This window comes from Allomesorhizobium aridi (assembly GCF_043769475.1).
Taxonomy (GTDB): Bacteria; Pseudomonadota; Alphaproteobacteria; order Rhizobiales; family Rhizobiaceae; genus Allomesorhizobium.
In genome coordinates, this window is the sequence record NZ_CP171729.1 from 5,177,829 (window position 1) to 5,204,213 (window position 26,385).

At 64.3% G+C, this 26,385-nt stretch carries 28 protein-coding genes and 2 pseudogenes; 16 read left to right on the plus strand and 14 right to left on the minus strand.

Annotated features, from left to right (window positions below):
• Positions 1-8: 8 nt before the first annotated feature.
• The 3 genes and pseudogenes from rdgB to rph form a co-directional block, all read right to left on the minus strand.
• Positions 9-654, minus strand: a pseudogene (gene rdgB / locus ACG873_RS27595) (RdgB/HAM1 family non-canonical purine NTP pyrophosphatase).
• Positions 654-1,082 carry a VOC family protein gene (locus ACG873_RS27600; RefSeq protein WP_394888924.1) on the minus strand — a complete coding sequence of 143 codons (429 nt, stop codon included), beginning with the start codon at positions 1,080-1,082 and terminating at the stop codon, positions 654-656. The pseudogene rdgB and the gene ACG873_RS27600 overlap by 1 nt, the downstream one beginning before the upstream one ends.
• A gap of 8 nt (positions 1,083-1,090) precedes the next feature.
• Positions 1,091-1,807 carry a ribonuclease PH gene (gene rph, locus ACG873_RS27605; protein ID WP_394888925.1) on the minus strand — a complete coding sequence of 239 codons (717 nt, stop codon included), beginning with the start codon at positions 1,805-1,807 and terminating at the stop codon, positions 1,091-1,093.
• Positions 1,808-1,968: 161 nt separating this feature from the next.
• On the opposite strand from rph, the gene hrcA reads away from it, so the two are divergent.
• The 7 genes from hrcA (at position 1,969) to ACG873_RS27640 (ending at position 9,248) form a co-directional block, all read left to right on the plus strand.
• A complete protein-coding gene (gene hrcA / locus ACG873_RS27610; protein WP_394888926.1) occupies positions 1,969-3,039 on the plus strand; it encodes a heat-inducible transcriptional repressor HrcA in 1,071 nt (356 codons plus the stop codon).
• 319 nt (positions 3,040-3,358) lie between these two features.
• On the plus strand, positions 3,359-3,556 hold the full coding sequence (locus ACG873_RS27615) for a hypothetical protein (RefSeq protein ID WP_394888927.1): 198 nt from the start codon (positions 3,359-3,361) through the stop codon (positions 3,554-3,556).
• Between the two features lie 141 nt (positions 3,557-3,697).
• Entirely contained in the window at positions 3,698-4,315 is a 618-nt protein-coding gene (locus ACG873_RS27620) for a LysE family translocator (RefSeq protein ID WP_394888928.1), read from the plus strand.
• 143 nt (positions 4,316-4,458) lie between these two features.
• A complete protein-coding gene (gene cysK / locus ACG873_RS27625) occupies positions 4,459-5,439 on the plus strand; it encodes a cysteine synthase A (protein ID WP_394888929.1) in 981 nt (326 codons plus the stop codon).
• Between the two features lie 114 nt (positions 5,440-5,553).
• Entirely contained in the window at positions 5,554-6,513 is a 960-nt protein-coding gene (locus ACG873_RS27630) for a TAXI family TRAP transporter solute-binding subunit (RefSeq protein ID WP_394888930.1), read from the plus strand.
• 246 nt (positions 6,514-6,759) lie between these two features.
• A complete protein-coding gene (locus ACG873_RS27635; protein ID WP_394888932.1) occupies positions 6,760-8,868 on the plus strand; it encodes a TRAP transporter permease in 2,109 nt (702 codons plus the stop codon).
• Positions 8,865-9,248 carry a DUF1850 domain-containing protein gene (locus tag ACG873_RS27640; RefSeq protein WP_394888934.1) on the plus strand — a complete coding sequence of 128 codons (384 nt, stop codon included), beginning with the start codon at positions 8,865-8,867 and terminating at the stop codon, positions 9,246-9,248. Before ACG873_RS27635 ends, ACG873_RS27640 begins: the two co-directional genes overlap by 4 nt.
• A 44-nt stretch (positions 9,249-9,292) precedes the next feature.
• On the opposite strand, the pseudogene ACG873_RS27645 reads toward ACG873_RS27640, so the two are convergent.
• The 3 genes and pseudogenes from ACG873_RS27645 to ACG873_RS27655 all read right to left on the minus strand — a co-directional run.
• Positions 9,293-10,861: pseudogene (locus ACG873_RS27645) on the minus strand (DUF4166 domain-containing protein); the annotation flags it as partial.
• A gap of 7 nt (positions 10,862-10,868) precedes the next feature.
• Complete coding sequence (locus tag ACG873_RS27650; RefSeq protein ID WP_394888936.1) at positions 10,869-11,312, minus strand: thiol-disulfide oxidoreductase DCC family protein; 444 nt, start codon at positions 11,310-11,312, stop codon at positions 10,869-10,871.
• A 138-nt stretch (positions 11,313-11,450) separates the two neighbouring features.
• Entirely contained in the window at positions 11,451-11,606 is a 156-nt protein-coding gene (locus ACG873_RS27655) for a hypothetical protein (RefSeq protein ID WP_394888938.1), read from the minus strand.
• A gap of 398 nt (positions 11,607-12,004) precedes the next feature.
• Between ACG873_RS27655 and ACG873_RS27660 the strand changes: the two genes are divergently transcribed.
• Positions 12,005-12,511: a ferritin-like domain-containing protein gene (locus ACG873_RS27660; RefSeq protein ID WP_394888940.1), complete on the plus strand. Its 507-nt coding sequence runs from the start codon at positions 12,005-12,007 to the stop codon at positions 12,509-12,511.
• Positions 12,512-12,563: 52 nt separating this feature from the next.
• Here ACG873_RS27660 and ACG873_RS27665 read toward each other — a convergent pair whose 3' ends face one another.
• The gene (locus tag ACG873_RS27665; RefSeq protein ID WP_394888942.1) at positions 12,564-13,244 is read right to left on the minus strand and encodes an ArsR/SmtB family transcription factor; all 681 of its coding nucleotides are present in this window, start codon (positions 13,242-13,244) and stop codon (positions 12,564-12,566) included.
• 68 nt (positions 13,245-13,312) lie between these two features.
• Between ACG873_RS27665 and ACG873_RS27670 the strand changes: the two genes are divergently transcribed.
• The 4 genes from ACG873_RS27670 to ACG873_RS27685 all read left to right on the plus strand — a co-directional run bounded on the left by ACG873_RS27670 (position 13,313) and on the right by ACG873_RS27685 (position 14,934).
• Positions 13,313-13,528, plus strand: a complete 216-nt coding sequence (locus ACG873_RS27670; protein WP_394888944.1) for a DUF1127 domain-containing protein — start codon at positions 13,313-13,315, stop codon at positions 13,526-13,528.
• A gap of 114 nt (positions 13,529-13,642) precedes the next feature.
• Positions 13,643-14,029 carry an NIPSNAP family protein gene (locus ACG873_RS27675; protein ID WP_394888945.1) on the plus strand — a complete coding sequence of 129 codons (387 nt, stop codon included), beginning with the start codon at positions 13,643-13,645 and terminating at the stop codon, positions 14,027-14,029.
• Positions 14,026-14,388, plus strand: a complete 363-nt coding sequence (locus ACG873_RS27680; protein ID WP_394888947.1) for an antibiotic biosynthesis monooxygenase family protein — start codon at positions 14,026-14,028, stop codon at positions 14,386-14,388. The genes ACG873_RS27675 and ACG873_RS27680 overlap by 4 nt, the downstream gene beginning before the upstream one ends.
• A gap of 63 nt (positions 14,389-14,451) precedes the next feature.
• Complete coding sequence (locus ACG873_RS27685) at positions 14,452-14,934, plus strand: DUF305 domain-containing protein (protein ID WP_394888948.1); 483 nt, start codon at positions 14,452-14,454, stop codon at positions 14,932-14,934.
• Here ACG873_RS27685 and mbfA read toward each other — a convergent pair.
• The gene (gene mbfA / locus ACG873_RS27690; protein ID WP_394888950.1) at positions 14,931-15,914 is read right to left on the minus strand and encodes an iron exporter MbfA; all 984 of its coding nucleotides are present in this window, start codon (positions 15,912-15,914) and stop codon (positions 14,931-14,933) included. The genes ACG873_RS27685 and mbfA overlap by 4 nt on opposite strands.
• A gap of 316 nt (positions 15,915-16,230) precedes the next feature.
• On the opposite strand from mbfA, the gene ACG873_RS27695 reads away from it, so the two are divergent.
• On the plus strand, positions 16,231-17,010 hold the full coding sequence (locus ACG873_RS27695) for a ZIP family metal transporter (RefSeq protein ID WP_394888951.1): 780 nt from the start codon (positions 16,231-16,233) through the stop codon (positions 17,008-17,010).
• A 386-nt stretch (positions 17,011-17,396) separates the two neighbouring features.
• Here ACG873_RS27695 and ACG873_RS27700 read toward each other — a convergent pair whose 3' ends face one another.
• From ACG873_RS27700 to ACG873_RS27715, 4 genes are all read right to left on the minus strand, one after another.
• A complete protein-coding gene (locus ACG873_RS27700) occupies positions 17,397-18,533 on the minus strand; it encodes an ABC transporter permease (protein WP_394893740.1) in 1,137 nt (378 codons plus the stop codon).
• An 11-nt stretch (positions 18,534-18,544) separates the two neighbouring features.
• The gene (locus ACG873_RS27705; RefSeq protein ID WP_394888953.1) at positions 18,545-19,462 is read right to left on the minus strand and encodes an ABC transporter ATP-binding protein; all 918 of its coding nucleotides are present in this window, start codon (positions 19,460-19,462) and stop codon (positions 18,545-18,547) included.
• Between the two features lie 153 nt (positions 19,463-19,615).
• Positions 19,616-20,563: an HlyD family secretion protein gene (locus ACG873_RS27710; protein ID WP_394888954.1), complete on the minus strand. Its 948-nt coding sequence runs from the start codon at positions 20,561-20,563 to the stop codon at positions 19,616-19,618.
• Positions 20,560-21,249, minus strand: a complete 690-nt coding sequence (locus tag ACG873_RS27715) for a CerR family C-terminal domain-containing protein (RefSeq protein ID WP_394888956.1) — start codon at positions 21,247-21,249, stop codon at positions 20,560-20,562. The genes ACG873_RS27710 and ACG873_RS27715 overlap by 4 nt, the downstream gene beginning before the upstream one ends.
• An 80-nt stretch (positions 21,250-21,329) precedes the next feature.
• On the opposite strand from ACG873_RS27715, the gene ACG873_RS27720 reads away from it, so the two are divergent.
• Genes ACG873_RS27720 through ACG873_RS27730 form a run of 3 tightly spaced genes read left to right on the plus strand, consistent with a single transcriptional unit; the run spans position 21,330 to position 23,537 of the window.
• The gene (locus ACG873_RS27720; protein ID WP_394888958.1) at positions 21,330-21,800 is read left to right on the plus strand and encodes a CYTH domain-containing protein; all 471 of its coding nucleotides are present in this window, start codon (positions 21,330-21,332) and stop codon (positions 21,798-21,800) included.
• Complete coding sequence (locus ACG873_RS27725) at positions 21,797-22,732, plus strand: CHAD domain-containing protein (RefSeq protein ID WP_394888959.1); 936 nt, start codon at positions 21,797-21,799, stop codon at positions 22,730-22,732. Before ACG873_RS27720 ends, ACG873_RS27725 begins: the two co-directional genes overlap by 4 nt.
• Complete coding sequence (locus tag ACG873_RS27730) at positions 22,725-23,537, plus strand: lipo-like protein (protein ID WP_394888961.1); 813 nt, start codon at positions 22,725-22,727, stop codon at positions 23,535-23,537. The genes ACG873_RS27725 and ACG873_RS27730 overlap by 8 nt, the downstream gene beginning before the upstream one ends.
• 4 nt (positions 23,538-23,541) lie before the next feature.
• Here ACG873_RS27730 and ACG873_RS27735 read toward each other — a convergent pair whose 3' ends face one another.
• Both ACG873_RS27735 and ACG873_RS27740 read right to left on the minus strand, forming a co-directional pair.
• The gene (locus ACG873_RS27735) at positions 23,542-25,641 is read right to left on the minus strand and encodes a putative bifunctional diguanylate cyclase/phosphodiesterase (RefSeq protein WP_394888963.1); all 2,100 of its coding nucleotides are present in this window, start codon (positions 25,639-25,641) and stop codon (positions 23,542-23,544) included.
• Between the two features lie 211 nt (positions 25,642-25,852).
• The gene (locus ACG873_RS27740) at positions 25,853-26,329 is read right to left on the minus strand and encodes an SRPBCC family protein (protein WP_394888964.1); all 477 of its coding nucleotides are present in this window, start codon (positions 26,327-26,329) and stop codon (positions 25,853-25,855) included.
• Positions 26,330-26,385 lie beyond the last annotated feature (56 nt).

Genomic DNA, 26,385 nt, shown 5'->3' on the forward strand with positions numbered 1-26,385 from the left:
GCCCTCCGTCACGCCGCGCCGAGCTTCGCCGTGGCGAATTTCTGGAAGGCGCGGGCGCGGTGCGACAGCGCCTCGGCCTGGCCCGGCTTCCAGCCGTGCTTCTGCTCCGCGTCCATTTCGCCGAACGTCTTGTCATGGCCGATAGGCTGGAAAACCGGATCGTAGCCGAAACCCTTGGTCCCGCGCGGCGGCCAAACAAGCGTGCCCTCGGCCTCGCCGCGGAAATATTCAGCGTGCCCGTCGGGCCAGGCCAGGCAGATCACGGCGACGAACCGGCCGGTGCGGCGGTCGGGCTCGACCGCGCCTACTTCGTGGAGGGCTATCTCGGTGCGCTGCATGGCGATGGCGAAGTCGCGCCCCCTTCCGGGGTTTCGGCCCAGTTGGCGGTGTAGATCCGGGCTGGCCGTCCAGCGCGTCGACGCAGAGCCCTGAATCGTCCGAAAGTGCCGGCAGGCCCGTCGCCTTGGCGGCGGCGAACGCCTTGATGTAAGCGTTCTCCTCGAACGTCTCGCCGGTCTCGTCTGGTTCCGCCAGGCCGAGTTCCGCAGCCGACTTGGCCTCGAAGCCAAACGGCGCCATCAGTTCGGCGAATTCGCGCAGCTTGCCGTCATTGTGGCTGGCTACGACGATTTTCCTGTCTTCCAGCGGCCGCATCACATTCCCCAGATTCTTGGCTCGGCGAATTCCAGCGAATTGCCGGACGGATCGCGGAAATAGATAGAGCGGCCGCCTCCTGAGCTCTTGCCGGAGGAGGGCCACTCGAAATCGGCTTCGACGGCGATTTTCAGCGCTTCGAGATGCGCTTTCCACCGCACGATCTCCTCCGCCGTCGCGGCAAAGCATAGATGCCCCTGGCCGACGGCGCCGTGCGGCGGCACCGGCAATTTCGCGTCCGGCGCCGGCGCTTGCCGCGTTGCCTCGGCGTTGAACAGCAGCAGCACGCCCACCCCGCAGCGGAAGAAGATATGGCGGCCTTCCGCCTTGGCGATCACCTCCAGCCCCAGCACCTCGCGATAGAACGTCTCCGCCGCATCGAGGTCGGTAACGTAAAGCGCGGATTCAAGGATTGCCGAGGGGGTCATGTCAGCCTCTACCCCACCGCCATCTGCTGCAGGCTGACCAGCCGCGAAATGCCCTTCTTGGCCAGCGCCATCAGCGCCGCGAATTCTTCCTCGGTGAACGGCACGCCCTCGGCCGTGCCCTGGATTTCGACGAAGCCGCCCTTGCCGGTCATGACGAAATTGGCGTCGGTGCCGGCCGACGAATCCTCGAGATAGTCCAGGTCGAGCACAGGCTGGCCATCGTGGATACCGCAGGAGATCGCCGCGACATGGTCCTTCAGCACTTTCGACACGCTCGTCATCTGGCGCGCCTCCATCCAGCGCAGGCAGTCGTGCAGCGCCACCCAGCCGCCGGTGATTGCCGCCGTCCTGGTGCCGCCGTCGGCCTGGATTACATCGCAGTCGACGGTGATCTGCATTTCGCCGAGTGCCTGAAGGTCGACAACGGCGCGCAGGGATCGCCCGATCAGGCGCTGGATTTCCAGCGTTCGGCCGCCCTGCTTGCCGGCCGAAGCCTCGCGGCGCATGCGTTCGCCGGTCGAGCGCGGCAGCATGCCGTACTCCGCCGTCACCCAGCCTTTGCCCGAATTGCGCATCCAGCCCGGCACCCGCTCTTCAAGGCTCGCCGTACACAGAACGTGCGTGTCGCCGAATTTCACCAGGCACGAGCCTTCGGCGTGCTTGGAGATATTGCGCTCGAAGGAGATTGCGCGCATTTCGTCGTATTGGCGTTTTGAGGGGCGCATCAGGCACTTTCTGTTCAAAATTCGAATTTGGAGGCCGTTTCAGCCTAGTGGCGGCTTGTAGCGTCATGCCGTCGAAGGCGCAAAGGAAAACCGGCCGGCCATGGAGCAAGGTTGTGTTCCCGCAGGGCCCATCTATATCTTAGCCGGAGGTTGGAGTTTCGATGACGAAGCCGCTGCTGGACCAGAATCTGCAATCGCTCGACATGCGCTCGCGCGAGATCTTCCGGCGCATTGTCGATTCCTATCTGCTCGATGGCGAGCCCGTCGGTTCGCGCAACCTGTCGCGCATGCTGCCCTCGTCGCTTTCGCCGGCCACCGTGCGCAATGTGATGAGCGATCTCGAGCATCTAGGCCTCGTCTATTCACCGCATATTTCGGCCGGCCGTCTTCCGACGCAGAAAGGGCTGCGCTTCTTCGTCGATGCCTTCATGGAACTTGGCGACCTGTCGGACGAAGAGCGACGCTCCATCGAGGCGCAGCTCAAGGCATCCGGCAGCGGGGCTACGCTGGAACACATGCTGACCGAGGCCAGCCAGATGCTGTCGGGCATGTCGCGCGGCGCCGGCCTCGTACTCGCCGCCAAGAATGAGGTTCCGCTGAAGCATATCGAATTCATCCAGCTCGAGCCTGAGCGCGCTTTGGCTGTCATGGTCACGCAGAACGGCGACGTCGAGAACCGCGTGGTCGAACTGCCGGCCGGCGTCACCAACTCGCAGCTTCACGAAGCATCGAATTTCCTCAACGCCCATATACGCGGCCGCACGCTTGCCGAGGCCCGGGTGGAGATCGCGCGTCTCAAGGAGGAGACAAAGGCCGCCTTGGACACGCTATCGCAGGATCTGGTGGAAAAGGGCCTTGCCGTCTGGGCCGGTTCCGAAAGCGGGCTGCCGTCGCGGCTGATCGTGCGCGGTCGCGCCAATCTGCTGGAAAACGTAACCGCCCAAGCCGACCTCGAACTGCTCCGGCATCTTTTCGAGGATCTTGAGACCAAGGAGGGCATGGTCCAGCTTCTCGACCTCGCGGAGGCAGGTTCCGGCGTGCGCATCTTCATCGGCTCGGAAAACAAGCTGTTTTCGCTGTCCGGCTCGTCGCTGGTGGTGGCGCCGTACCGCGACAAGGACGCGCGCGTCGTCGGCGCGCTCGGCGTCATCGGCCCGACCAGGTTGAACTATGCCCGCATCGTGCCGATGGTCGACTACACCGCCCAGCTCATCTCGCGCATGCTTCGCTGATGCCGACGCAGGCAGATCCTTATTCGGAGGTTACGAGGTGGGCGGTTTGTACGGCTTTATGCTAGCAGCCATTCTTGGCTTGGGCCTTGTTGCGGTAGGGTTGGTACTGATCGTTCGAGGTTCGATGAAAAAGGACCACCGACGGGTCCAACGCTCGTCCTATTGGTTCGCGGGAGGCGCCGGCGTCCTGTTGGTGGCTTTGATTCTGACGTTCAGCGCCTAAGATTAGCTTGTCTCCCGCTTCGCTGAACAGGCCGCCTGTGGCGGCGGCGCGGCATCTGGTGTAGGGTTACGGTTGGAGTAAATGGGGGAACCCGCCATGGCGCTCGAACAGATCAAGGCCCAGATCAGCCTGCTTTTGGAAGGGATGATCAACCAGCCCGAGGATGAGCGTGAAATCCATGAGCAATTGCGTGAAAAGCTCAACGAGCTGCGCGCCATGGGCATGCCGCTGCCGGCCGACCTCGTGGCGCTCGAAAAGCGCCTCGACGACGGCCTTTACGCCGGCGGCAACTGAGCAGATCGCGTTTCGCCATTGATGATCGGCGTTGACGGCAGGCGAGGTTCGGCTGCGCCAAGCCAAGAGCGCCGCTGCCGTATTCTCTTGGCGGAACGCCTGTGCCATAGAGGCGCGCGATAACCGAAGGTATCTTCTTCCATGACCCTTGCCGGCTTTCTCGCCTACAGCGCCGCACTCGCAATCGCAGCCGCCATTCCGGGACCGGGTGTCACCGCCCTTGTCGCCCGGGCGCTCGGTTCGGGCTTCCGTTCCGCGCTCGCAATGTCGTTCGGGCTGGTCGTCGGCGACCTGACTTATCTCACCGCGGTGGTGCTCGGCCTGGCGCTGGTCGCGCAGACCTTCGGCGCCGTGTTCCTGGTCATCAAATGGCTTGGCGTCGCCTATCTCTCCTGGCTGGCATGGAGCTTCTGGAAGAGCGGCATCACGCCGGAAACGGTCGAGGCGCGGAAGGGCAAGGGCGGACTTTTCGCGAGCTTCCTCGCCGGACTCACCGTCACGCTCGGCAACCCCAAGACGATGATCTTCTATCTGGCGCTGACGCCGACGCTGGTCGACTTGAGGACCATCACCTTCGCCGATTACGCGATACTGGCCGGGTTGACCGTGGTCGTGCTGCTCGTTGTGCTCGTGCCTTATCTGGCGCTTGCTGCCAAGGCGCGCTGGTTCCTGAAGACGCCGCGCGCGCTGAAGGCGCTCAACCGCACCGCGGCCGCGTTCATGGCCGGCGCTGCGCTCGCCATCGCTTCGCGCCAGTAGCGGGATAGGCAGCTAATCCATTCTCCGGAATCGGGGCGGGCGGGAATACTTTTCCGCAGAACTTGCGGCTTAGGTACTTCGGCCACTCGGATTTTGCAGGGCGCAGGGATATCCTGAATTCGAATGCAGTGGGAGCGAAATCGATGAACAAGCCGGCCACCCCGACGCGCGTACCCGGCCGCGGGCGCGTCTTCAACTCGATCACCGAAACGATCGGAGATACGCCGCTGGTCAGGCTGGACAAGTTTGCGAAGGAAAAGGGCATCGTCGCCAACCTCCTAGCCAAGCTCGAATTCTTCAACCCGATCGCCAGCGTCAAGGACCGCATTGGCGTCTCGATGATCGAGGCGCTGGAAGCCGCCGGCACGATCTCCCCCGGCAGGAACACGCTGATTGAGCCGACATCGGGCAATACCGGCATCGCGCTGGCCTTCGCCGCCGCCGCCAAGGGCTACAAGCTGATCCTGACCATGCCCGAAACCATGTCCGTCGAGCGCCGCAAAATGCTGGCGCTGCTCGGCGCCGAGCTGGTGCTGACCGAGGGCCCGAAGGGCATGAAGGGCGCGATCGCCAAGGCCGAGGAACTGGTCCAGACCATCCCCGGCGCGGTTATACCGCAGCAGTTCGAGAACCCGGCCAATCCCGAGATCCATCGCACGACCACCGCCGAGGAGATCTGGAACGATACGCAAGGGTCCGTCGACATCTTCATCTCCGGCATCGGAACCGGCGGCACCATCACCGGCGTCGGCCAGGTCATCAAGAAGCGCAAGCCATCGCTGCAAGTCGTCGCCGTCGAGCCGGAAGCCTCGCCGGTGCTTTCGGGCGGTCAGCCCGGCCCGCACAAGATTCAGGGCATCGGCGCTGGCTTCGCGCCGAAAATCCTCGACACGACCATCTATGACGAGATCGTCCAGGTCTCCAACGAGGATGCAGTCGCCAATGCCCGCCTCGTCGCGCGGCTGGAAGGCGTGCCGGTCGGCATCTCGTCGGGCGCAGCACTCCAGGCCGCGATCGTCGTCGGCTCGCGGCCCGAAAACGCCGGCAAGGACATGGTGGTGGTCATCCCGTCCTTCGCCGAACGCTACCTCTCGACGATCCTGTTCGAGGGGCTGGGCAGTTAGGCATTCCAGCCAATAAACCCTTTGCATTTCCGTCCCAACCGCTAAAACAGTCACCCAGCCCGCGCCGCCGTCACGGCGGCGCGATCATGAAAAGACTGTCCCGGGAGGAATTGCATGCTCAACCTAAAAACCGGAATCCTTGCTGCCGGCGCGGTCGCGCTGTCGCTCGGGCTCAGTGCCGTGTCCGTCAAGGCGCAGGAATTCATCAATGTGCTCACCGGCGGCACCTCCGGCGTCTATTATCCGCTCGGCGTTGCCCTGTCGGAAATCTACGGCAAGGGCATCGAGGGTGCGCGCACGCAGGTCCAGGCCACCAAGGCATCGGTCGAGAACCTCAACCTCCTGCAGCAGGGCAAGGGCGAGATCGCGTTCGCGCTCGGCGATTCCGTCAAGCTCGCCGCTGAAGGCAACACCGAGGCCGGCTTCCCCGGCAAGCTCGACAAATTGCGCGGCATCGCCGCCATCTATCCCAATTACATCCAGATCGTCGCCAGCCAGGAATCCGGCATCAAGACGCTGGCCGACCTGAAGGGCAAGAGCCTGTCGGTCGGCGCCCCGGCGTCGGGCACCGAGCTCAACGCCCGCGCCATTTTCGCCGCCGCCGGCATGAAATACGAGGATCTCGGCAAGGTCGAATATCTGCCCTTCGCCGAATCGGTCGAACTCATCAAGAACCGCCAGCTCGACGCGACGCTGCAGTCGGCCGGCCTCGGCGTAGCCTCGATCCGAGATCTCGCCACATCGCTGCCCATCAATGTCGTCGCCGTGCCCAAGGCGGACGTGGAAAAGATCGGCTCGCCCTACATGTCGGTCGTCATCCCGGCCGGCACCTATGACGGCCAGACAGCCGATGTCGAAACCGCCGCGGTCGGCAATTTCCTCGTCACCCATGACGGCGTATCCGACGAGACCGCCTACCAGATGACCAAGCTGCTGTTCGAAAGCCTCGACCAGTTGACCGCCGCCCACGCCGCCGCCAAGGCGATCGACCCGGCCAAGGCGCTCGACGGCATGCCGGTCCCGCTGCATCCGGGCGCCGAGCGCTACTACAAGGAAGCCGGCCTGCTGAAGTAAGAGAGGCGCTGGCGCTGCCCCTCATCCGCCTGCCGGCACCTTCTCCCCGTGAACGGGGAGAAGGGAGATACTGCGCCGGTGAACGCTTATCCTGCTGCGCTGGAAATTGGCTTTCGCCATAGCTGAAGTCCCACCTTCTCCCCGTCCGTATACGGGGAGAAGGTGCCGTCAGGCGGATGAGGGGCAGCGCAAAGCCTGCCGGAATGGAATGCCCCGGACGATTCAGCTGAGCCTCGGATACCCGCAATGACTAACGCCCATCCCAAAACCCCGACCATACTCTCCCCATCCGTGGAAGAACCCATCGAAGGGCTGCCACCGGGCTTCGGCGAAGGCGTAGCGGGCCGCATCGCCTTCTGGATCGCCGTCTCCTTCTCCGCCTTCCAGCTCTATACCGCCGCCTACGGCAATTTGCCGAGCCAGGTGGTGCGCGCCATGCATGTCGGCTTCCTGCTGCTGCTCGGCTTCGCGTTGCTTGCCACGCTCCGCGCCAGGACGCCTGTCGGCAAAGCCTGGTTCTGGACGCTTGCCATCCTTGGGTTCCTCACGGGCATCTACAACTGGGTGTTCTATGACGACATCATCCAGCGGTCCGGTTTCCTCACCACTACCGATCTCGTTGTCGGCGCGGTGCTGATCGTGCTGGTCTTCGAAGCCGCGCGCCGCATCATGGGCCTGCCGCTCGCCGTCATCGCCGGCCTGTTCCTCGCCTACTGTTTCTTCGGCAATTACCTCCCGGCGCCCTTCATCCATCGCGGCTATGATTTCGCGCAGATCGTCGAACATTTCGGCTTCGGCACCGAAGGCATATACGGCACGCCGGTCTATGTGTCGGCAGCCTATATCTTCATCTTCGTTGTCTTCGCCGCATTCCTCGAACGCGCCGGCATGATCGCGCTGTTCAACGATTTCGCGCTCGGCCTGGTCGGTTCGTGGCGCGGCGGCCCGGCACAGGTCTGCGTGCTCTCCTCGGCGCTGATGGGCACCATTTCCGGTTCCGGCGTCGCCAATGTCGTGGCTTCGGGCCAGTTCACCATTCCGTTGATGAAGAAGTTCGGCTTCCGCTCCGCCTTCGCCGGAGGGGTCGAGGCGACCTCGTCGATGGGCGGCCAGATCATGCCGCCGGTCATGGGTGCCGTCGCCTTCATCATGGCCGAGACGCTGAACCTCCCCTATGCCGACATCGTCAAGGCGGCGATCATCCCAGCCGCGCTTTATTTCGGCGCCTGCTTCTGGATGGTGCATCTCGAATCCGGCAAGTTCGGCCTGCAGGGCATGGACAAGGCCTCGCTTCCCAACCCGTGGGACGCGGTGAAGCTGCATTGGCCACTGGTATTGCCGCTGGCAGCCCTCGTTTACCTGCTGTTTGCCGGCTACACGCCGATCTTTGCCGGCACGATGGGCCTGGCGCTGACCATCGTGCTCATCCTCGGAACGCCGCTCGCGGCGCTCATTGGCCCCTTCGCCTTCCGCGTCGTGTTCTGGGTCGCGCTCGGCCTGGCTGCCGCATCCTTCATGAGATACGGCGTCGATATTCTGGCGCTGGTCATCGGCGCGCTGGTCGCCGCCTGCCTGTTTTTCAAGGGCGGCCGCGAAACGCTCATCATCTGCATCGAATCGCTCGCCGAAGGCGCCAAGAACGCGCTGCCGGTCGGCATCGCCTGCGCCATCGTCGGCATAGTCATCGGCACGCTCACCTTGACCGGCATCGCCTCGACCTTCATCGGCGCCATCATCGCCATCGGCCAGAACAACCTGTTCCTGTCGCTGGTGCTGACCATGCTGACCTGCCTGGTCCTCGGCATGGGCATCCCGACCATCCCCAACTACATCATCACCTCCTCGCTCGCCGGCCCGGCGCTGCTCGAACTCGGCGTGCCGCTGCTGGTCAGCCACATGTTCGTCTTCTATTTCGGTATCATGGCCGACCTGACGCCGCCCGTGGCGCTCGCCGCTTTCGCCGCAGCGCCCATGGCCAAGACGTCGGGCATGAAGATCGCCATGCAGGCTTCGAAACTCGCCGTCGCCGGCTTCGTGGTGCCGTTCATGGCCGTCTACACGCCGGCCCTGATGCTGCAGGACGCCGGACCGATGGCCGCGAGCTACGGCTATCCGGTCGAGGTTTTCTACATCGTCTTCAAAGCCTGCCTCGCGATCGGTCTGTGGGGCGCCGCCGTGGTCGGTTTCCTGTTTGCCCGCATGGTCGCCTGGGAGAGGTTGCTCGCCACCGCCGCCGCCTTCAGCCTCGTGCTCGCCTTGCCCTACACGGACGAACTCGGCTTCGCGCTCGCGGCAATCGTCATCGGCCTGCACTGGTGGCGCAACCGAAGCCGCACCGCCGGCGCCCTGCCGTGAGCCTCTGCGTCTTCGCGGCCGGCAAGACGATCACCCTCGCCGCGACGGCGTTCACGCTCTCCTGGACCCATTCGGTCGAGAAGACCCGCTGGGAGGAGGACTGGCGCATCACCCCCGCCGGCCTCAAAATGGTCGAGGCGCGTATAAAGGGATCCGGCGCGGGCATGGAGCCGCCGCAGGATGCTCGTCTCGAGGACGGCTGGTGGGTCTATGTTCCGGAAATTCCGCCGAGGCCCGAAATCGTGCTTGCCGCCTCGGGCGCGACCGGCACCGGCTGGTCGCTTTGCGCGGCGGGCAGATGCATCGAGCTCGGCGCGGCCGCCGGCGAGCCGGTGCAGCTCAAGCCGTGCGGGGAAGCCGGCTCCAGCCAACCGCGGTAGCGCACGATCAGGCCGGCGAAAGGCATCGAGATTTTAACGTCGAAGCGGAACCTGCCGTCCGCTCCCTCATGCTCGAAGGTTTCGCTCCTCGGCATCAGTGCGCGCGGCAGCGGAACGCCAAGGACACGCCCGCTTTCGACGGGCCAAGCCACGCGGCCGCCCTCGGCGGAGAGCCTTAGCAGGAAGGAGAACGGCCCAAACCGTTCCCGGAGCATACTTGGCCCGTCATCCGGTTTTCGCGACAAATGCGAGACAAAGGATTTTACGCCAAAGCGTCGCGTCCACTTTTCGCCCGAGGCCGTCTTCTGCTTGGTCACGCTCACGGAAACGGCGGGCGCGGCAGGAGGGAAACCAAAAAGCGCGCCGATTAGACGAGCGGACAAACCAGCGCCGCGTTCCACCGAGGCCAAACCTTCGAAACGGTCGATGTCGTGGATTTCAGCGAGCCTGCGCCAGCTTTGCGGAAGCGCCGCGAATTCCACGGGCAGCACGCGCTCCAGCAGCGGCGTCGCCTGCTCGTCGCTGCGGCCGAACCGGATGCGAAACGGCGACAGGCCGGCTTCGATCTCGCTAAGGGTCAGCAACCCAACCGCTGGGCGGGCTCCAGCCGTCAGCCCGGAACCGCTCGCCAGCTTGAGCGCCAGAAGCAGCGCCGGTGTCGGCGGAACCTGCGGCCCGTCGCCTGCCTCGGCGATCAGCGTCCATCGTCGATCCACCGCCCGCCCCGCACTGTCGCGCCCGACTGCGTACACGACCATTCCGCCGCGGTCTGAGCCGAAACCTCCCAGCCATCCAGCCACTCGTCTAAGCAACCCGGCTAGGGGTCCGAGCGAGCCCGCGAGGCCAAAGCGGACTGGCAATGACAGAAGCCAGAGGCCGAGATGCATGACTTTCAATTCCAGCCCGGCGTGGAACAGAACCGAGCGTGCGCCGTAGCGTTCGGGAAAGAGGATGAGGTCGGGCGCGCCGATTGCGCTCGCCAGGCGGCCCTTCAACGGAGCAACTCCATCGGCTTCGAGCGCGAAACGCCGCAGATCGCCCCATGCCGTCATGTTCGTCCAGTTACCGCCTCGCCAGACGCGCAGCGGCCGTCCCGCCTGTTCGACGATGGCGCGCACGACCGAAAGACCGCGCGGCGCCTGGTTGCCGGGCAGGATCGCCGAGCCGACCAGCGAGACTGCCGCAAGCCCGTGCACCAGTTCGTCGAGCGCTGCAGCGGAAATCCCCGGGACGCTGCTCGCGCCGGAGATCACGGCGACGCCCGCCGCTTTCGCGCTATCATCAAGAGTGCCAATTCCGGCTACGAATGCGCCGTCGTCGGCGAGATCGAGATAATGCGCCTTCGCCGCAATCGCCGCTTCCGCGACCCGGTAGGGATTTTCACCATAGGCCTGAAACGGCCCGGCGGCGTCAACGACGATCGTCGGCCCGAGCCGCGCTATTTCGCCGAAGAGGTCGCCGTCGCGGTCGATCCGCACCGGCGTCCCACCTTTATGGTGGCAGTGAGCCGCTGCTTTTTCCAGCGAGCGCCCGCCGACAAGAACTTCGGCCTCGGTTTGCTGCACGAGCCGCTCGGTCAGCCTTCCTCCGAACGCCCCGTAGCCGCCGAGCACGAGGATCTTAGCCAATGATGCGCTCTCTCAAAGCGATGGAAGGTATCGCGCAACTCTCCTTTCGGCCGAACAGCGCATAGCGGTTGCGCGCTATGAGGCCGTAGAGCGCATCGCGCAGCCGCCGCGGCAGCATGCGGAGCATTTTCGCCGAGCGCCGCCAGCCCACCGCGTCGAGCACGGCGATGAAGCCATCCATCCGCGTGTACGCGATGCCGTCGATGATCACGAGATTGGTTTCGTAGACATCCGTCCGCAGGCCATGCCGCCGGTAAAGCGCCTCGCCGAACGGCGACTGGGCGGTGGTGAAGCGGAACCGCGCTTCCCGGTCGAGCCTGACGACGGTGCGGGCGAAGCCCGAACACAGAACGCATATGCCATCGAACACGATCAGCGGATGACTGCCGTCATATCCGGGCATGTGCTGGCGGGCGGGTAGAACGGCGTCTGCCACTTGGCTCCAGCCTGGCTGTTGCGTCGGGAAATCCTACGACGCCGGATGGCAGTGGCAAAGAGGCTGCGATGTCGCGCCTACGCCGGCGGCGCGCGGCCGCCGGCGAGCCGGTTAGGCTCAACCGTGCGGCGACAGCGGTTATTGAAACGAGGCACGGGCTCCGAGCGAGGCGCCGCCGCGACGCGCGCAGGCCGGGCCGGGGCCGCGCATGTAATAGCGCTCGGGCCGGTAGGTCGGCGCGACGAATTCGCGGAATGCGAACGCATAGCTCGTGATGTGATTCCAGATAGTCATTGTCCCTGTCCCAAATCCCTCGGATGTCCCTTCCGATTGGACGTGATCGTAGCGTTCGGTAGTGAATACTCTGTGAACGCGATGTTAATCTTCTCCAGGATCCGTCCCGGTTCGTGGCTGAAATGCGTTTGATTCGCGGCGTTTGAGCGCCAAATCCCAACATTCCCCCGCCTGTGCCTTTTGCGCCACAGTTGTTTCGCGCGTATGCCGCCGCGACGGCATTTTCGTTTCCGACGGGTAACAGAGAGTGCCTGCGCCGTGCCGGCGTTCTGCGCACAGATTTTTGGAACCGCGCGAGGTGCCGCACGTTCAGGCCCCAGTGCGGGACACCCGCCATGCAGGCGCCGGTCCGCCGGCACTGCATTTTTCAGTCAACACGAAAAGGAAGGGCCAGAGCCATGGGATTTTTTTCGAAGGACATCAAGTCGCTTGACGATCTCTTCGTGCATACGCTGCAGGACATCTACTACGCCGAGAAACAGATCGAGAAATCGCTTCCGGACATGATCTCCAAGGCAACGAACCCGCAGCTCAAGCAGGGTTTTGAAAAGCACATGGAGGAGACCAAGGGCCACATCCAACGCGTCGAGCAGGTATTCCAGATGCATGGCGTGCCTGCCAAGGCCGTGAACTGCCCGGCCATTGACGGCATTATCGAAGAGGCCGACGAGGTCGCCGGAGATGTGGACGACAAGCAGGTTCTCGACGCCGCCCTGATCGCGGCCGCGCAGGCCGTCGAGCACTACGAGATCACGCGCTACGGCACGCTGATCGAATGGGCCAAGCAGCTCGGCCGCGACGATTGTGCCTCGGTGCTGAAGCAGAACCTTGAAGAAGAGAAGGCCACCGACAAGAAGCTGACCGTGCTGGCCGAAAGCAAGGTCAACCTTCAGGCCGCCCAGTAGACATAAGTCGAAGCTGAAGGGGCCGGCGAGGAATCGCCGGCCTTTTGCGTCGCTATCCCAAAAACGCCTTCTCGAACGCTATCTTGCCCTTCGGTGAAAACACGACGGCGCGGCTGTCGGCGTCGCGCCTTGCCCACTTCTCCGCGATGATTTTGTCGAGGATCGCAGCGCCCAGCGCGCCGGCGAGATGAAAGCGCCGCACGCTCCAGTCGAGGCAGGCGCGGCAGGCTGGCCGCCGCTGCTTGCCGAGCGCGCCGGTGTCGATGCCGACTGCCGCGAAATGCGCCGGACCAGCTTGGCCGAGGCGTATTTCGCCATTGTCCGAGGTCAGCACGCCGCGCGCCAGGAAGCCGTCGAGCATGGCCACCGCATGTTCGCCGGCCAGATGGTCGTAGCAGATGCGCGCCTCGCGCATCACCGCCTCGCGCGGGCCAGGCCGCGTGCGCTTCGGGCCGACGGCCGCCGCCACGCCGATGATCGATTCCAGCATCGCCGCGACCTGCGGGCCTGCAAGCGAATAGTACCGGTGCCGGCCCTGCGCTTGAAGCGATAGCAACCCGCCTTCCATCAGCTTTCCGAGATGCGAACTCGCAGTCTGAGCGGTCACGCCGGCTTCCAGCGCCAACTCGCTGGCGGTCAGAGCGCCGCCGTCCATCAGCGCCGTCAGCATATTGGCGCGCGCCGGGTCGCCGACCAGATTGGCTATGCGCGATATATCGGGGCCGTCTCTCATACTTCGACGCTAATCGAACCGTCCGCGTAGGGCAAGTGGTAATCTCCACCCATGGAAAGGAGACGACCATGACCGCCCACCGCGCCACCGCCAGGAGCGCCCGCTGGCCCCTGTTGTCACGGCTACGACTCGCTGCCCGCGCCGTCGTCCTCTGGCTCGATCGCGTGATCGAACGCCGCAACCAGCGCCTCGCGCTCGCCGAACTCACCGACGAGCAGCTTGAAGATATCGGCCTCACCCGCCGCGACGTCGAGCGTGAATGCCGACCCTTCTGGAAGCGCTGACCGCGGTGTCGCCAAGAGCTGTCTACCCCAAATGTGGCCCGGACGCTTCGACCGCGATGGAAGCGTCTGCATCGCCGGCCTCGCTATCATCCCCGCATTCTTATGGAGAAAGAAATGACCATCACCTGCTTCATCCGCTACGAGATCGATCCGTTCGGCAAAGCCGATTTCGAGGAATACGCCCGCAATTGGGGGCAGGCGATCCCGCGTTGCGGCGCCGACCTGATCGGCTATTTCGCGCCGCACGAGGGTTCGGCCACGACCGCCTACGGCGTCTACAACATCGAGAATCTCGCTGCCTACGAGGCCTATCGCGCCCGGCTCGCCGCCGACTCGCTCGGCAGGGAGAACTACGAATTCGCACGAGCGAAAAAGTTCATCCACAAGGAGGACCGCATTTTTCTGAAGCTCGCTTCGGGGCCGCATGCGGCGTCGCTTGATCCCGAAAAGTTGCAGACTTTTCGGACAGAGATCATGCGCGCGGAAAAGGTGCGGCCATGATCGCGGTCATCTTCGAGGTCACGCCGGCCGCGGGCAAGCGCGACGCCTATCTCGGCATCGCCGCCGAACTGCGGCCCCTCCTGGAGAGGATCGACGGCTTCATCTCCATCGAGCGCTTCCAGAGCCTGTCCAACCCCGACCATGTGCTGTCGCTTTCCTTCTTCCGCGACGAAGAAGCGGTCAAGGAATGGCGCAACACGGTCGAGCACCGGCAGGCGCAGAATGCGGGCCGCGGCGGCGTCTTTGCCGACTACCGCCTGCGCATCGCCCATGTCGTGCGCGACTACGGCATGTTCGAGCGGGCGGAGGCTCCGGCCGACAGCCTGGAGGCGCATGCCGAACGATCGCCGACCTCGTGAAACCAAACCCGCCGGCGGTCGTTGAGCATCGGCGCGGCGGGCTGATTGCACGAGGAAAATGCCATGGCGGCGGACCATTCAATGCATTCGAGGCCGTACCTTCGCCTGTCGGCGATGGTGCTGCTCTCGTTCATCGCGATGTACATCCTCATGTACGCGATGGTGGACCGTTTTGGCCATGTCTACAACAGCCTCAACCAGGTCTACATGGCTGCCCTGATGGCGGCTCCCATGCTGGTCATCGAACTCGCGCTCATGGGCGCCATGTACCCCGACAGGCGGCGCAACGCGGTGCTGATGGCGGTCGGTCTGGCTGCGCTCCTGCTGTTCTGGCTTCTAATACGCTGGCAGGTGGCCATCGACGATCGCCAGTTCCTGCGCTCGATGATCCCGCATCATTCGGGGGCGGTGCTGATGTGTGAGGAAGCGTCGCTCAGCGACCCACGCTTGCAGGCCCTGTGCCGCCAGATTGTCGAGAGCCAGCTTGCGGAAATCGCCGAGATGGAAACGCTGCTGGCGCAGCCTCTCGGTCAGACGGCTCCCTAGGCGTTCCCGATCAGCACGCCCGCCGCGAACACCAGCGCGCCGCCGAGCACCACCTGGAACGTCGCGCGCCAGAACGGCGTCTCCATGAAGCGGTTCTGGATATAGGCGATCGCCCACAGCTCGATGAACACGACGATCGCCGCGAGCGTCGTCGCCGTCCAGAAATGCGGGATGAGATAGGGCAGGGCGTGGCCTAGCCCGCCGACCGTGGTCATGATGCCGGTCGCCAGCCCGCGCTTCACCGGCGAGCCGCGCCCGGAGAGCCTGCCGTCGTCCGAGGCGACCTCGGTGAAGCCCATCGAAATGCCAGCCCCGATTGAGGCGGCGAGCCCGACCAGAAAAGTCTGCCAGGTGTCGTGGGTGGCGAAGGCGGCTGCGAAGATCGGTGCCAGCGTCGAGACCGAACCGTCCATCAGCCCGGCCAGGCCCGGCTGGACATAGGTCAGGATGAACTGGCGGCGCTCGGTAGCCTCTTCTTTCCGGCCGACCTTCTCGGGCACGTGCTCCATGCCGAGCCGCTGCGCCAGCGACTGGTGGTCGCTCTCGGCCGCAGCCAGTTCGTCGAGCAGCTTTCGGGTCGATGCGTCCTCGGTCCGCCTGGCAGCCTCGAAATAGAAGCGCTGCGCCTGCCGCTCCATGGCCTCGGCTTGGCCGCGCACCTTCTCGATGCCGAGCGGCCGCACCAGCCAGTCTGGTTTGCGCTCGAAATAGCCGCGCACATGCTCGCGGCGGATCAGCGGAATGCGTTCGCCGAAGCGTCTGCGGTGCAGTTCTATGAGCTGATTGCGATGCCCGTCCTCCTCGTCGGCCATGCCGTCGAAAACCTTCGCCGACTGCGGAAAGTCCTCGCGCAAGCCGTCGGCATAGGCGCGATAGATCCGCCCGTCATCTTCTTCCGAGGAGATCGCCAGCGCCAGTATCTCCTGCTCGCTGAGCGAATCAAAGGAGCGGCGGCCGAAGCCGAAGACACGGGAAAGCATACTTGAACGATCCAGTTTAGAACGATTCTAAAGTAAGACGCGCACCTCCATCCGTCAACGGCCCGCGGCCCGACGGCGGACAACCGCGCTTCGGTTTGAGCTGCCCCCTCTCCCCCGTAAGGACGGGGAGAGGGGGCGCCAGCGTTGCAGCTAGTCTCCTCTCCCGTCCTGAGTTTGCCGAAGGATTACGGGGAGAGGATGCCGGCAGGCAGGTGAGGGGCAGCATGGGCCGATCCAGGAAGACGCGGCGGACCGCCCGAGCGCAACCTTATCGTTGTACGGTACGTTGACTCCTCTTTCGCGCGAGGAGCCAACTGTGGACGGGCAGTTTCTGGTTGTCTTTTCGGTGGCGCTCGCCGCTGCGCTGGCCTCGCCGCTCGGTGGCGCGATCGCCATATTCGTCCGGCCCTCGAGCCTGTTCCTGTCAATCGCGGTCGGTTTGGCAGCCGGCGTCCTGTTTGGCACCTTCGCTTTCGAGATGGTTCCCAAGGCGCTCGAACTGTCCCCGCTCGCCTCCGTGGTCGGAGCTTTCGCCGTCGGTTTCGCCCTCGTCTACGGCCTCGATCTCTACGTCAATCGCGGCGCGCTGGCCGGAAGCCGCGCCGAGCAGAGACAGCGCGTCGAGCGGTTTCACATGCGTCACCGGCCGCTCGGCAGCGAAGTCACGGTGCTTGCCGGCGCAACCAGCGTGGAGGAACTGATCGAGGGCATTACCATCGGCGTCGGCGCGGCGATCGAACCGGGCGTAGCCTTCATCGTCGGCCTGGCGATCTGCATCGACAATATCAGCGAGGCGCTTTCGATCGGCGAACTGGCGCGTGAGGAAAGCGGAAAGGACTACAAGGCAAGAATTCTGAAATGGACCGGGCTGATCGGCGCGTCACTCTTCGGTTCGGCCATGGCTGGATGGTTCCTGCTCCGCGGCCTGCCCGAGGGCGTGCTCGGGTTTCTGCTGGCCGTCGGCGCGGGCGGCATGTTCTATCTCACCGTCACCGATCTCATTCCTGAGGCAGAAACCCACCACTACCTGCAATCCGCCGCCATCGCCGTGGCCATCGGCTTCCTGGTCATGCTCGTCCTGTCGGAACTGATGTGACTACTGAGGCGACCCGTCCAACAAATTCAGATCGAACCACACATCCTCGTAATGCTCTGCCAGAAGAAAGCGCCAACCAGGCGGCAGTCCCAGATACGAGACGACTGCGGGGCATCGCTCTGTCAGATGTGCAATGTGCAACGGTTGAAAGAACTCCGGGTCCTGAGAAAAGATTTCACCCGCCCAGAAATACCATCCTGTTGTGCCTCGCTCCGGGGTGTGTCGTAGTCCATTGAGCGGCCAAGCGCCGACTCTCACATTCTCCGCGATGCCAACTTTCATTATTTGAGGGGAAGGCACAAACTCGACGCCAAATCGGTTACACAATTGACGCTGTTCCTCAGCCTGATATGGCAATGCCACCTCCGCGATTTTTGACCAGAACTTCAATCCAACGTCCGCCTGAACCTGAGCAGCGCCACCGCGGCAAACAGCGCGACGAAGATCGCCAGCGCGCCGACCTCTCCGGCGATCGCCGCGAAATCAGCGCCTTTCAGCATCACGGCGCGGGTGATGCGCAAGAAATGCGTCAGCGGAAAAATCTCGCCAAAGATCTGCGCCCAGCCCGGCATGCCTCGATAGGGGAACATGAAGCCGGAGAGCAGGATCGACGGCAGGAAGAAGAAAAACGTCAGCTGCAGCGCCTGCATCTGCGTGCGTGCCATGGTCGAAATGGTGTAGCCGAGCAGAACCAGCGACAGCACGAAGACGAGGATTGCGAAAAGCAGGAGCGGCATCGATCCCATGAAGGGCACCGAGAACAGGAGCTTTGCCGCAATCAGCACCACCACCACCTGCACCGCCCCGACGACGAGATAGGGCAGAATCTTGCCAAGCATGATCTCCAGCGGGCTTGCCGGCATGGCGAGCAGGTTTTCCATCGTCCCGCGTTCGGTCTCGCGGGTCAGTGCGATCGAAGTCATCATCACCATGGTCATTTGCAATATGACGCCGAGCAGGCCGGGCACGATGTTGTATTGCGAGATGCCTTCCGGGTTGTAGCGCCGGTGCACCACCACCTCGAGCTGGCTTCTTGCATTATCCGCCGCCGCGGCCTCCATGCCCCGTTCGCGCAACAGCGCGTTGGCGGCTACGGTGCCGAGCGTCGAAATCGCTCCGCTCGCCACCGCCGGGTCGGTGGCGTCGGCCTCGATCAGCAATTGTGGATTGTCGCCCCGTTCCACCCGGCGGGCAAAATCGGACGGGATCGTCACCACGAAGGCAACGCTGCCGCTGGCCATCAGCGCCTCGGCCTCGGCTGCGCTCTCGGCGACATGGTCGAAGCGATAGTAGCCGGTCGTCTGCAGCGCGGAGACCATGGCGCGCGTATAGTGATCGTTGCTGGTCGCGACCAACGCCGCCGGCAGGCTTTTCGGGTCGTTGTTGATGGCATAGCCGAACAGCACGAGCTGCATCAGCGGCACGCCCAGCATCATGGCGAAGGTGATGCGATCGCGCCGCATCTGGATGAATTCCTTCAGCAGCAGCGCGCCGAGCCTCGCGAAGGAGAACAAAGTGCTCAGGCGGCTCTTCTTCATGCCATGTTGTCCTTCGACCCGGCCATGAACTGGATGAACACGTCCTCCAGGCTGGTCTCCCCCGGCCGGACGGTGGTGCCTTTGCGCTGGCTGATATCCTTCAGCGCTGCCTCGAGCAGCTTCTTGTCCGAGCCGACGACATGCAGCGTAGTGCCGAACGGCGCGACCTGCTCGACGCCCGCCCGGCCCTCCAGCGCGTCCGCCACCTGGTCGAGCCGCGGCCCCTCGACCACGAAGGTCGTCAGCCCGGCATTCGCCACCACCTCGTTCACGGTGCCGGTGGCCAGCAGCTTGCCGTAGGAAATATAGCTGATGCGGTGGCAGCGTTCGGCCTCGTCCATATAGTGCGTCGACACCAGCACGGTCAGCCCGCCGCGCGCCAGGCGGTGGATCTCGTCCCAGAACTCGCGCCGCGCCTTGGGATCGACGCCCGCCGTCGGCTCGTCGAGCAGAAGCAGCTTCGGCTCATGCATGATGCAGGCGGCCAGCGCCAGGCGCTGCTTCCAGCCGCCCGACAGCGTGCCGGCAAGCTGGTTGCGCCGCGAACTCAGGCCCAGATCATCGAGCGTGCGGCCGACATACTCCTCCACCGGCCTCAGCCGGTAGAGCCGGGCCACGAATTCGAGATTCTCGGCGATTGTCAGATCCTCGTAGAACGAGAATTTCTGCGTCATGTAGCCGACCTCGCGCTTGATCTTGAGGCTCTCGGTCAGAAGATTGTAGCCGAGCACCTGGCCTTCGCCCTCGTCCGGCGTCAGAAGCCCGCACATGATGCGGATCGTGGTCGTCTTGCCCGAGCCGTTCGGCCCCAGGAACCCAACAATCTCGCCCTCGGCGACGTTCATCGTGACATGGTCGACGACGGTCTTGGTGCCGAAGCGCTTGACGAGATTGCGGACTTCGATGGCGTTCATGACGCTGCGCCTACGGCTTGCGGGGGAGTAGCGAATAGGGAGTAGCGAATAGGGGAACTGGGGTTTGACATGTCCTCGACCTGACCGGATGCCTTCGCTATTCGCTATTCGCTATTCGCTATTCGCTATTCGCTATTCGCTATTCGCTATTCGCTATTCACTCGCCAAACTCACATCCACGATCTGCCCCGGCTGCAGCGGCGATGCTTCGTCCTCCGGCCGCGCCTCGACGAGGTAGACCAGCTTCTGCCGGGTCTCGAGCGAGAATATCACCGGCGGCGTGAATTCGGGGTCGGGCGAGACATAGCTGACGCGCGCCGTCAGGCCATCCGGGCAACCGTCGCAGCGCACGTCGAGCAGGTCGCCGACCTGCACCGACGAAAACGCCGCCTGCGGCACGAACACTTTCAGTTTCACCGCGCCGTCGGGCAGCATCGAGATCACCGGGGCGGATGGCCCGGCGATGTCGCCGGCGTCGCGGATGACATCGTCTATGCGGCCGGGAGAGGGCGCTTGCAGCGCGCGCTTGGAAAGCCGCCACCGCGCCTGCTCAAGTTGCGCTTCGGCCTGCTTCACCTGGTATTCGGCGGCCCTGATCGTTTCCGCCCGCGCCGCCAGGCCCGCCACGGCCAGATTGGCCTCGGCCTGCCTGACCTCGGAATCGGCCAGTTCCGCCCTGGTGGACGCCTCGTCGAACTGCGACTGCGGGGCGATCCCGCGCTTGAAGAGGTCCTCGGCTCTTGCCAGCACGCGCTTTGCTTCCTCCGCCTGCGCCTTGGCCGAACGAACGGCTGCTTCCAGCACCGCGATCTCTTCCGGGCGCTTGCCGAGCCTGAGGTCGGCAAGCTGAGCCTGCGCCCTGGCCAGGCCTGCCTCGGCCTCGGCGACCGCGATTTCGGCATCGCCGCTTTCGAGCGTAGCCACGACCTTGCCGGTATCGACCCGGTCGCCGCGGCGCACCGAAACCGTCTCCACCTGCGCCGTTTCGATCGGCGCCAGCAGCACGAACTCGCCCTCGACATAGCCGACGGCCAGCGGCGCCGCTGGCCCGCAGGCGGAAAACAGCGAAGCTGCGAGCGGGATGGCGCAGAGGAAGCTCATGATTTTGCGCCTTTGCGAGCGGCGATGATCGCCTCGAGGTTGCTCTTGACGACGGAGATCACAGCCGCGGCTTCCGACGGGCCGACGCTTTCCCAGCCCAAGCGCCGCATCACCGCCGGGCCCGCGATCCGGAAATAGACGACCTGTCCGATCATGGTGAAGACGGTGATCTTGGTGCGCTCGCTTTCCGGATCCTCGCCGGTCGCCTGTGCCCAGATACGGCAGAGCCGGTTGTGGACCGGCTCGAACACGCCGTTGTAGATGATGTCGAGCGCCTCGCTCGGCTGCGAGAGTTCGCGCAGCACGAATTGCACGAATTCGCCGGCTTCCGGGCGGGCCACGATGAAGCCCACCATAGCTTCGAGCACGATGTTCAGCCGCTCATGCGCCGTCTCCGCGCCTGGGGTCTCGCTGGGATCCTCTGCCATTGCCGCTCCGGCAATGCCGCCGATCGTCTCGACGATGTGGTTAGCGCAGGCCGCCCTCAAGCCGTCCTTGCCGCCGAAATGATAGGCGATCGAGCCGATATTGGCTCTCGCCGCGGCCGCGATCTCTCGCGTCGAAGTGGCGTGAAAGCCTTGCCGGCCGAACAGCCTGAGCGCTGCATGGATGAGGGCGGCGCGGGTCAGGTCGGCCGAGGATGGCGGCGCTTTCGAAGGCGCAGGGTTTTGTGGCGTCTTGATCATGCAGGCATGTTTATTCAATCGAATGATTAAAGTCAAGGGTATCTTGCCCTGCGCGGCCCGGTGCGCTTTATTCACGCGCCATGGCCAAGGAAATCGAGCGCAAATTCCTGGTGACGAGCGACGACTGGCGCGGCCATGTCGACGGGAGGGCGGCGATCCGCCAGTTCTACCTCGCCGCGGTCGACGGCCGGTCCTTCCGCCTGCGCATACGCGACGGCAGTTCCGCGGTCCTGACGCTCAAGTTCGGCGCCCACGGGCGTGAAAGAGACGAATTCGAATATCCGATTCCCCTGCGCGACGCCGAGGAGATGCAGGAATTCGCCGTCGGTCTGGTGATCGAGAAGACTCGTCACGAGGTCCGGCACAACGGTTACGTCTATGAAGTGGATGTTTTTGCCGGTGCTCTTGCCGGGCTGGTCATTGCCGAACTCGAGACGCCCGACGACGTCCAGAAGGCGAAGCTTCCCCAGTGGCTCGGCCGCGAGGTCACCGGCGAGAGCGCCTTCTACAACGCCTCGCTTGCCCGCAACGGTCTGCCGGTAGCCGCATGAGCTACCGCATCGAACCACGGCTTCCGGTGACGGCCGAAGTAAGGCGCATCGCCAGCGTCGAAATCGACGCCGCGCTCGATGATCTTTCGGTCTCCCGGACCGCTCCCGAAACGGGCCTGCACGCGTGCCGCAAGAAGATCAAGAAGCTCCGCGCCCTGTTTCGTCTCGTGCAGTCGGGGGACGAGGCATTCTGCCGGGCCGAGAACATGCGCTATCGCGACATTTCGCGCAGCCTCGCCGGCGCACGCGAGGACACGGCGCTGATCGAGACGGTCGACCGCCTCGTCAAGACTTTCCCCGGTCAGACCGCCGGCGGCAAGCTCGATGCGGTGCGCGCAGCCCTGGTTTCCCGCCGCAGCCTGAAAGCGCGCGAAGGAACCGGCCGGGAAGACACGATCGACGCGGCTGTCAATGCCTTCGAGCAAGGCCGTCTGGCGCTCGCCAATATGGACTTGCCCGACGAGCCGCAAGCTGCGGCCGACATGCTGGCCGACGGCGCCAGGAAAGCCATGCGCCGGGCCAGGCGCGCGCTGAAGGCCGCCGCCAAGGACGGCCGGATGGAAGATTTCCACGAATTGCGCAAGGCCGTGAAATCGCACTGGCAACACGTCCTGTTGCTGCATCGGTTCTGGCCGGCGCCGGTCAGGCGTCGCCGCAAGGCGCTCGAGACGCTGGGCGACAGGCTCGGCGATTTGAACGATGTCTTCGTCTTGCAAGGATTGATCGCAACCGAACCCGGCGAACTCGGTCCGAAGGAGCAGATCGCCCTTCTGCTTCGGCTTCTGAAGCGCAGCGAGAAATCGCTGCGGAAAGAATGTCTCCGAAAGGCAAACAACCTGTTTGGCGATGCGCCGAAGCCGAGGGCCGGAAAGATAGCGGGCCGTTATCGGGCCGGCGTTTCCGATGTCGGCGACGGGCCGGCCCATGTCTGAAGCCGCCGACACGCTGCTGGACCGGTTTGGCCGCTGGATCGCGGGCCGGCTGCAGGAGGAATCCTCCGGCTACGAGCCGTATACGCCGTCCGATCCGCAGACGCTGCGCCGCTCTCTGGAGCCTGGCGATGTCCTGCTGATCGAGGGCAATCAGCGGATCTCGGCCACCATCAAATATCTCACCCAATCGACCTGGTCGCATTCGGCGCTCTATGTCGGCGACGCCTTGCCCGAGGCCCAGGACGGGTCCGAGCGTCCGCGCCTCATCGAGGTCAATTTGGGCGAGGGCTGCGTGGCCGTGCCGCTGTCGAAATACCGGACCTACAACACCCGCATCTGCCGCGCCCGCGGCCTGACGCCGGAAGATCGCGACCATGTCGTCGGCTTCATGGTCGCGCGGCTCGGCCTGAAATACGATCTGAAGAACATTCTCGACATGCTGCGCTTCTTCATGCCGGCGCCGCCCATCCCGGTGCGCTGGCGCCGGCGCGCTTTGGCCTTCGGCTCCGGCGACCCGACCCGCGCCATCTGCTCATCCATGATCGCCGAGGCCTATGAGGGCATTCGCTATCCGATCCTGCCCGAAATCACTCGCGCCCCCGGCCGCGCCTCGGCGCAGTCCACCTACATGCGCCAGGAAATCCTGCACATCCGCCACCATTCGCTCTACACGCCGCGCGATTTCGACCTCTCGCCCTATTTCCAGATCGTCAAGCCGACGCTGGAATACGGCTTCGACTACAAGACGGTCACCTGGGCCGAACAGGAGAAGCTGGACGCGGTTCCGGAGGGCGGCACGGCCTGAGCTGTCACCCGGCGAGAGCTTGCTCGGGCTCGGCGGCGCAGGCGCCGATCTGGCTGCGGCTGAGCGGCGGCGACAGCAGAAAGCCCTGCAATTCCTGGCAGCCCATGGCAACCAGCGCATCGCGCTGCTGGACGGTTTCGACGCCCTCGGCGGTAACCCGGATGCCCAGCGCTGCCGCCAGGTCCACCAGCGCCTTCACGATCGCTGCCGACTCATCCGAGCTGCCGAGCTGGCGCACGAAGGAACGGTCGATCTTCAGCTTGTCGATCGAATAGCGCCGCAGATAGTTTACCGAAGAATAGCCCGTACCGAAATCGTCGAGCGCGATCCGCACGCCGCGCCGGCGAAGCGCCTTCAGAACGGCCGTCGTCGCCGGAGTGTTCTCCAGGAGCACGCCTTCTGTGATCTCCAGCTGGATGCGGCTCGGCTCAACGCCGGCCTCCGCCATAATTGCGAACAGATCGGCCGCGAAATTCTCGTCGCGCAATTGCAGCGGCGAGACGTTGACCGCCAGCCATGGCAGGTCGCTGGTCGCGGCGAAGCTGCACGCCTCGCGCAGCACCCAGCCGCCCAGCAGGCCGATCATGCCGCGCTCCTCCGCAATCCCGACGAAATGCGATGGCGACAAAGCGCCATGCGCGGGATGGTCCCAGCGGATCAGCGCCTCTGCTCCAAGCAGGGTCCCGCTGTCTGCGGCATAGATCGGCTGGTAGAGAAGCCGTATCTGATCTCCCGTTTGCAGGGCCGCGCGAAGATCGCTCTCGATCATTCGCCGGCGCAGCAACAGGTCGTCCATGTCGCCGGCAAACACCTGGTGGCGTCCGCGGCCGCCGCGCTTGGCCTCGTAAAGCGCAATGTCTGCCTTGCGCAGCAGATCGTCGGGGTCGGCGCCGAAATCCGGCGAAATCGCAATGCCGATGCTCGCGCCCACGAACACCTGGTCGTCGGCGAGCTGGAATGGCCGGCTGAGTTCCTCCAGCAGCTGCACCGACACGTCTTCGGCCGTGCGCACATCCTTGATGCCGACCAGGATAACGGCGAACTCGTCGCCGCCGAGCCGCGCCACCGTGTCGAGCTCGCGCACTGCCTGCGCCAGCCGCATCGCAGTCTGACGCACCAGTTCGTCGCCGGCCGGATGGCCGAACGTGTCGTTGACATGCTTGAAGCGGTCCAGATCGAGATAAAGCAGCGCGATCCTGTCCTTGTCGCGCTTCACCGACACCAGCGCGCGCTTCAGCCGGTCCTCGAACAGCGCGCGGTTGGGCAGACCCGTCAGCGTATCGTGGAACGCCAGGTATTGCGCCTGGTCCTGGCTTCTCTGCAGTTGCGAGGAGGCTCGGCGCAGCCGCCGCAGCAGGAATATCAGCACGCCCATCGCCATGATCGCGCCGCCGATCAGGGCCGGGCTGGTCTTGTGGATCAGGGTCAGACCGGGCCGGTCCTGCTGCCACGCGATGTAGCCGAGCGCAATTCCTTCCGCATTCTCGAACGGGATCGCGGCGCCAGCCTGCGGCCGCTCGGTCGCGAGGCGCGCGTCTGCAAGCTGGTACTGCTCGGCGATCTTGCCGATCACCTCGCCGTCCAGATACTTCACGGTGACGTGGAGATATTCGGAGCCGGGCTCCTGCACGATCTGGTCGGTGCTCGGCACGATCGGCATGATGCTGAGAATGGCGGGCTGACCAGCCAGTTCCACCAGATCCGACGCAATCAGCTTTGGCGCTTCCGCCTCGCTCGCCTGTGCCTCGGTTATCAGGCCGCGAAGTCTGCGCACGTAGGCGCTGATGGCGCTCTCGTCCTGCCGGTATGTTGAAGGCTCGATGGTCTTGCCGTCGTGCATCGCGTGTATCGGCGCGTCATGCTCGTCGAGCACATAGATGCGATCGTGCCCATAATATTCATGCATCCACTCGCCGAGATTGTCGCGCATCCAGGGATCGTCGCGTCCCTTGGCCTTCACGACCGCGTCGTCCCAGACGGCTATGCTCTCCTGTTCGCGCTGAACGTTCCGGATCTGCTCGGCCAGGCCGTTGGCGACAAAGGTCTTCTGCTTTTCCAGAGCCTCGCCATCGGCCCGCTGGGTGGCGAAAAACCCAAATCCCACAACCAGCGCCAGACATAAAAAACCCACGGCTAGGACCGTGGACGTGACTTGATGGGTCAACTCGTTATGCCGTGCTTGCGATGTCATCCAGATGGCGTCCGCGCTCAGGTTGAGCCGGCATCCAAGCAACTCCGCCTTAATATCACGTTATGCTGAAATATCATGGCCGGCAGGACACTGCCGCGCCGGCCATTTTTTTGGCGGATGGCGCTTAGATTTTCTTGGCGAGGGCCGCCAACTGGTCGGCGCACTGGCCCCAGCCTTCGTGAAAGCCCATCTCTTCATGCGCCTTGCGGTCCTCGACGGTCCAGTGGCGGGCGATCGCCGTGTAGCGCGTCTTGCCGCCCTCGTCCTCGAAGGTGATGATGCCCGTGAAGAACGGCTTCTCGGAAGGCACCCAGGCCTCGGTGTAGGCGTCGGTGAAGACGATCTTCTCATTCGGCACGACTTCCAGATAGACGCCCAAATTCGGGAATTCCTGGCCCTCGGGGCTGCGCATCACGACCTTGCTGCTTCCGCCGGCCCTGAGGTCGACTTCGACATGCGACAGCTTCCAGGGCAGCGGCGCGAACCACTGCTTCATCAGTTCCGGCTGCGTCCAGCATTTGAACAGCTTTTCGCGCGGCGCGTCGATCAGCCGGGTCAGCACGAGTTCGCGGTCGTTGGCGGTCCGGGCGGTGTCGGTCATGGTCTTTCTCCGTTGATTGGGTGGTTCGGCCTAAGGACGAACCTTGAAAGACAAAT

What these genes read in the sequence shown, in the direction of transcription:
- ACG873_RS27620 (WP_394888928.1), top strand. Translation starts at nt 3,698, where the DNA reads ATGACCCTTGCCGGCTTTCTCGCCTACAGCGCCGCACTCGCAATCGCA.
- ACG873_RS27720 (WP_394888958.1), top strand. Translation starts at nt 21,330, where the DNA reads ATGGCCAAGGAAATCGAGCGCAAATTCCTGGTGACGAGCGACGACTGG.
- ACG873_RS27675 (WP_394888945.1), top strand. Translation starts at nt 13,643, where the DNA reads ATGACCATCACCTGCTTCATCCGCTACGAGATCGATCCGTTCGGCAAA.
- ACG873_RS27705 (WP_394888953.1), bottom strand. Translation starts at nt 19,462, where the DNA reads ATGAACGCCATCGAAGTCCGCAATCTCGTCAAGCGCTTCGGCACCAAG.
- ACG873_RS27615 (WP_394888927.1), top strand. Translation starts at nt 3,359, where the DNA reads ATGGCGCTCGAACAGATCAAGGCCCAGATCAGCCTGCTTTTGGAAGGG.
- ACG873_RS27660 (WP_394888940.1), top strand. Translation starts at nt 12,005, where the DNA reads ATGGGATTTTTTTCGAAGGACATCAAGTCGCTTGACGATCTCTTCGTG.
- mbfA (WP_394888950.1), bottom strand. Translation starts at nt 15,914, where the DNA reads ATGCTTTCCCGTGTCTTCGGCTTCGGCCGCCGCTCCTTTGATTCGCTC.
- ACG873_RS27710 (WP_394888954.1), bottom strand. Translation starts at nt 20,563, where the DNA reads ATGAGCTTCCTCTGCGCCATCCCGCTCGCAGCTTCGCTGTTTTCCGCC.
- ACG873_RS27730 (WP_394888961.1), top strand. Translation starts at nt 22,725, where the DNA reads ATGTCTGAAGCCGCCGACACGCTGCTGGACCGGTTTGGCCGCTGGATC.
- rph (WP_394888925.1), bottom strand. Translation starts at nt 1,807, where the DNA reads ATGCGCCCCTCAAAACGCCAATACGACGAAATGCGCGCAATCTCCTTC.
- ACG873_RS27670 (WP_394888944.1), top strand. Translation starts at nt 13,313, where the DNA reads ATGACCGCCCACCGCGCCACCGCCAGGAGCGCCCGCTGGCCCCTGTTG.
- ACG873_RS27685 (WP_394888948.1), top strand. Translation starts at nt 14,452, where the DNA reads ATGGCGGCGGACCATTCAATGCATTCGAGGCCGTACCTTCGCCTGTCG.
- cysK (WP_394888929.1), top strand. Translation starts at nt 4,459, where the DNA reads ATGAACAAGCCGGCCACCCCGACGCGCGTACCCGGCCGCGGGCGCGTC.
- ACG873_RS27725 (WP_394888959.1), top strand. Translation starts at nt 21,797, where the DNA reads ATGAGCTACCGCATCGAACCACGGCTTCCGGTGACGGCCGAAGTAAGG.
- ACG873_RS27665 (WP_394888942.1), bottom strand. Translation starts at nt 13,244, where the DNA reads ATGAGAGACGGCCCCGATATATCGCGCATAGCCAATCTGGTCGGCGAC.
- ACG873_RS27715 (WP_394888956.1), bottom strand. Translation starts at nt 21,249, where the DNA reads ATGATCAAGACGCCACAAAACCCTGCGCCTTCGAAAGCGCCGCCATCC.
- ACG873_RS27635 (WP_394888932.1), top strand. Translation starts at nt 6,760, where the DNA reads ATGACTAACGCCCATCCCAAAACCCCGACCATACTCTCCCCATCCGTG.
- ACG873_RS27655 (WP_394888938.1), bottom strand. Translation starts at nt 11,606, where the DNA reads ATGACTATCTGGAATCACATCACGAGCTATGCGTTCGCATTCCGCGAA.
- ACG873_RS27740 (WP_394888964.1), bottom strand. Translation starts at nt 26,329, where the DNA reads ATGACCGACACCGCCCGGACCGCCAACGACCGCGAACTCGTGCTGACC.
- ACG873_RS27630 (WP_394888930.1), top strand. Translation starts at nt 5,554, where the DNA reads ATGCTCAACCTAAAAACCGGAATCCTTGCTGCCGGCGCGGTCGCGCTG.
- hrcA (WP_394888926.1), top strand. Translation starts at nt 1,969, where the DNA reads ATGACGAAGCCGCTGCTGGACCAGAATCTGCAATCGCTCGACATGCGC.
- ACG873_RS27680 (WP_394888947.1), top strand. Translation starts at nt 14,026, where the DNA reads ATGATCGCGGTCATCTTCGAGGTCACGCCGGCCGCGGGCAAGCGCGAC.
- ACG873_RS27600 (WP_394888924.1), bottom strand. Translation starts at nt 1,082, where the DNA reads ATGACCCCCTCGGCAATCCTTGAATCCGCGCTTTACGTTACCGACCTC.